The following is a 4,121-nucleotide window of genomic DNA, read 5'->3' as shown; positions in this document are numbered from 1 at the left end:
GGGGGCGCGGTCACCGGCTCCAGGGAATCCGTGGAGCTGGACGTCATCCCCGGGCCGCGCGACGACCTGTTCCCGCCCGCTGCGTGGGACGTCCTCGCCGCGACCGGGCACGTCAGCGGGCACGCGGACAGGGTGGGCGTCCGTATCGACCCCGCCCGGCCCGTCCCGCGCCTCGACACGCGCGAGATCCCCAGCGAGGGCATGGTGCGCGGCGCGGTGCAGATCCCCGCCGACGGCTCACCCGTCGTGTTCGGGCCCGACCACCCGGTGACCGGCGGGTACCCCGTCATCGGTGTGCTCACCGCGCGGTCCGCGGACGCGATCTCGCAGCTTCTCCCGGGAACGCCGGTGCGATTCCGCAGACTGCGGGGCGTCGCCGACTAGGGTGTTCACGCGGTACGGACTATTCTGGGGCGTTGGTGTGCGCGGATTCGCTGTCAGGTGTCTGACGCCGGTGCACCGTGACGACGACTCATTCGAGGTGAATGCGAACCATGCCAGCGATCGTTCTGATCGGCGCCCAGTGGGGCGACGAGGGCAAGGGTAAGGCCACCGACATCCTGGGCGGCCACGTGGACTACGTGGTCAAGCCCAACGGCGGGAACAACGCCGGCCACACCGTCGTGGTGGGCGGTGAGAAGTACGAGCTCAAGCTCCTGCCCGCCGGCATCCTCTCGCCCACGGCCGTGCCGGTGATCGGCAACGGCGTGGTGGTGAACCTCGAGGCGCTCTTCGAGGAAATCGAGGGACTGCAGGCGCGCGGCGCTGACACCTCCCGCCTGCGGATCTCCGCCGACGCGCACCTCGTGGCGCCATACCACCAGCAGCTCGACAAGGTCACCGAGCGGTTCCTCGGCAAGAAGGCCATCGGCACCACCGGGCGCGGCATCGGCCCCACCTACGCCGACAAGGTCTCGCGCGTGGGGATACGCGTCCAGGACGTGTTCGACGAATCGATCCTGCGGCAGAAGATCGAAGGTGCGCTGCACCTCAAGAACCAGATCCTGGTGAAGATCTACAACCGTCGAGCGGTCGAGGTCGACGAGATGGTCGAGTACTTCCTCGGCTACGCCGACCGGCTGCGGCCCATGGTCTGCGACGCCACCCTGATGCTCAACCAGGCGCTGGACCGCGGCGAGTCCGTGCTCATGGAGGGCGGCCAGGCCACCATGCTCGACGTGGACCACGGCACCTACCCGTTCGTGACGTCGTCCAACCCGACCGCCGGCGGAGCCTGCGTGGGCTCGGGCATCGGGCCCACCAAGATCACCCACTCTCTGGGCATCGTCAAGGCGTACACCACCCGCGTGGGCGCCGGGCCGTTCCCCACCGAGCTGTTCGACAAGTGGGGCGAGTACCTGCAGGTCACCGGCGGTGAGGTGGGTGTCAACACCGGCCGCACCCGCCGCTGTGGCTGGTACGACGCCGTGATCGCCCGCTACGCCGCGCGCGTCAACGGGTTCACCGACTACTTCCTCACCAAGCTCGACGTGCTCACCGGCATCGGCGAGATCCCGATCTGCGTGGCCTACGACGTGGACGGCGTCCGGCACGACGAGATGCCCATGACGCAGACCGACTTCCACCACGCCACGCCGATCTACGAGACCATGCCCGGCTGGGACGAGGACATCACCGGGGCGCGCGAGTTCAGCGACCTGCCGCCCGCCGCCCGCGACTACGTGCTGCGGCTCGAGGAGCTCGCCGGCTGCCACATGTCGTACATCGGCGTGGGCCCCGGCCGCGACCAGAACGTGGTGCGGCGCGACATCCTGGGGTGATCTGGGGGCCGCTCGTGTGACGAGTGAGGCCGATGGTGCGTGCGGGTCAGGTGGGGCCGAATCGGGTGTGAACGTACGGCACATGTCGTATGAACGGCCGATAGTGCGGTGACGGCGCATCGGGTGGACTCCATGGAAGCGGCCGACCGGTCGCGTCCCCTTCCGATCGGAGCACCACATGCGTTCCCTCACCCGCCTCGGCGTCGCCACCGCAGCCACCGCCATCGCCTCAGTCACCGCCCTCGCCGGCGCCGGGGTGGCCGGCGCCCAGGACGTCGATCCCGTGTTCAACAGCCCCAGCAGTGTGAGCGTGAGCGGCAAGGGTGAGGCCACGGAGGTGACCTACACCAACAAGTCGGGTCAGGACTTGATGTGCTACTCGTTCGTGGGTACGGGGCGTCTGGTCTCCGACCTCTACGGCTATGTGAAGACGGTGGACATCAACAGCACTCTCCCGGAGAGCTGGACGGCACGTTTCGTGGAGGCTGCGGGCAAGGGGCAGATCGGATTCTTCGGCGGAATGGTCGAGAACGGTGAGACCGCTGAGCTGATGGAAGGAGCAATCGGCGGGGTTGTCGAGGGCACACTCACCGATGATTCATTCTCCCCGGCTGCTCTCACGGTGTGTAACTCCCAGGGGCTGGATGACGACCCGTACGTCGAGGTCGAGATCTCCGCAGGTGCCGGTGTTCCGGCCGGCCTCGGGTCGCTGGATTCCGCTCTTGCCGGCATCGGCAGCTCGGGCTCGGTGGCGGAGACCACGGGTTCGCTCGGCAGCTGAGTCGACCGAATAGTCCTCACCCCCGGCAGCTGAGCGGTGTCGGGGGTGAGGTCTGTTCTCCGAATCTGCTTATGGAGCAGATCGGCGGGCGCCGTGGATCTGGGGCAATTCAAGGGCGCCCAGCCTGACCCGGGGCGGCCATGGTTTGGGTGGTGTTAACAGGGCCGTTGTGGCGGCAGCGCTTTCTTGGCGCAGAGGGTCAGGTCCATGGTCGTGACCGTCTCGATCGAGAATCAGATAGTGAGCTGGTTCGCGGCTCATCCCAATCGGGGGTGTAGGAGTTGGGGTCTGAAGCCGCCGGTCTCGAGCAGGCTTCGGGCGATGTAGTTGGTCAGGTTGGGGAACCCGAGTGCGGAGCCGCGCAGGTGTTCGAGCCGTCCGTTGAGCGCCTCGGTCGGCCCGTTGCTGGTGCCGGGTCGTTCGAAGTAGGCGAGCACGTCAGCGGCTCGCTTCTTCAGGGTCCGGCTCAGGGTGGTGAGCTCGGTGAGCACCTTGGGGACGCCGGCGCTGAGGTCGGTGATCAGCTTCTCCATGAGCTCGCGGCCACGTTGCCGGTCCTCGTGGCGATAGGCGGCGATCATGCGCTGGTAGACACCCCAGGTCGCCTCGACCTCGACGTGAGCGTCATCAACGAACAGCGCGCGTAGCCTGTCGCTCTGCTTGTCGGTGAGCAGGTCCGCGCCGGTGTGCAGCGTGCGCCGCGACTTGTAGAGCGGGTCGTCCCTGAACCCACGGTGCCCGTGGATCGCGAGTTGGACCCGGCGCCGGCTCCTATCGAGGGCGTCACCGGCCAGGCGCACGACGTGGAAGGGATCCATCACCGTGACCGCGTCCGGAATCTCCTCCGCAGCGGCGGTCTTGAACCCGGTGAAACCGTCCATCGCGACCACCTCGACCGCGTCACGGAAGGCGTCGTCGCGGTCGGCGAGCCAGGTCTTGAACGCCGCCTTCGACCGGCCCTCGACCATGTCCAGCAGCCTTGCTGGGCCGGCGCCATCGCGGACCGGGGTGAGGTCGATGATCACGGTGACGTACTTGTCGCCACGCCTGGTGTGGCGCCAGACGTGCTCATCGACGCCAATGACCTTCACGCCCTCGAACCGCGTGGGGTCGTTGATCAGCAGCCGCTTGCCTTCGGCCAGGACCGCGTTGTTGGCGGTGTCCCACGCGACCCCGAGTCCCTCGGCGACACGGGCGACGGTGAGGTGTGCGACCACGATCCCTTCCAGCGCCCACCGCAGCCCGGTGCGCGAGAGCTTCGCGCGTGGCTCCGCCGCGGCGCTGGTGTCTTGGCGCCACACGTGTCCGCAGTCGGCACAGCGGTAGCGGCGCACTACAACTTCCAGCACGGTCGGTCGCCAGCCCAGCGGCTCGTGGGCCAACCGCCGGATCACGGTGTCACGAGCAGCGCCTTCGCTGCCGCACCGTCGGCACCACTGATCTGGTTCCACCACGCGGCACGCGAGGACCGCACGATCCGGTTCAAGTCGTTGTCCGGTCACGCTCAGACCGAGGCCGTCGAGTCGAGCGAAGGCGGTGAGGTCAGGGCGGCCGAAGCC

At 68.1% G+C, this 4,121-nt stretch carries 3 protein-coding genes and 1 pseudogene; 3 read left to right on the top strand and 1 reads right to left on the bottom strand.

Features of this window, described 5'->3' with window-relative positions:
• The 3 genes and pseudogenes from G6024_RS16100 to G6024_RS16090 form a co-directional block, all read left to right on the top strand.
• Positions 1–384, top strand: a pseudogene (locus G6024_RS16100) (biotin-dependent carboxyltransferase family protein); the annotation flags it as partial.
• A gap of 110 nt (positions 385–494) precedes the next feature.
• On the top strand, positions 495–1,781 hold the full coding sequence (locus tag G6024_RS16095; RefSeq protein ID WP_067719383.1) for an adenylosuccinate synthase: 1,287 nt from the start codon (positions 495–497) through the stop codon (positions 1,779–1,781).
• 178 nt (positions 1,782–1,959) lie between these two features.
• Positions 1,960–2,562 (top strand): hypothetical protein, encoded by a 603-nt coding sequence (locus G6024_RS16090; protein WP_067719380.1) that lies wholly within the window; start codon positions 1,960–1,962, stop codon positions 2,560–2,562.
• A 257-nt stretch (positions 2,563–2,819) separates the two neighbouring features.
• On the opposite strand, the gene G6024_RS16085 is transcribed toward G6024_RS16090, so the two are convergent.
• On the bottom strand, positions 2,820–4,121 hold a 1,302-nt coding region (locus tag G6024_RS16085), incomplete at its 5' end, for an ISL3-like element ISPfr2 family transposase (RefSeq protein WP_200841582.1).

The sequence above is a fragment of the Dietzia maris genome, from assembly GCF_014144855.1.
Lineage (GTDB): Bacteria > Actinomycetota > Actinomycetes > Mycobacteriales > Mycobacteriaceae > Dietzia > Dietzia kunjamensis.
Note: the sequence above shows the minus strand (reverse complement) of the source record. Positions and strands in the feature narration are given on the sequence as shown.

Coding starts and splice junctions, on each gene's coding strand:
- G6024_RS16095 (WP_067719383.1), top strand. CDS start 495: ATGCCAGCGATCGTTCTGATCGGCGCCCAGTGGGGCGACGAGGGCAAG.
- G6024_RS16090 (WP_067719380.1), top strand. CDS start 1,960: ATGCGTTCCCTCACCCGCCTCGGCGTCGCCACCGCAGCCACCGCCATC.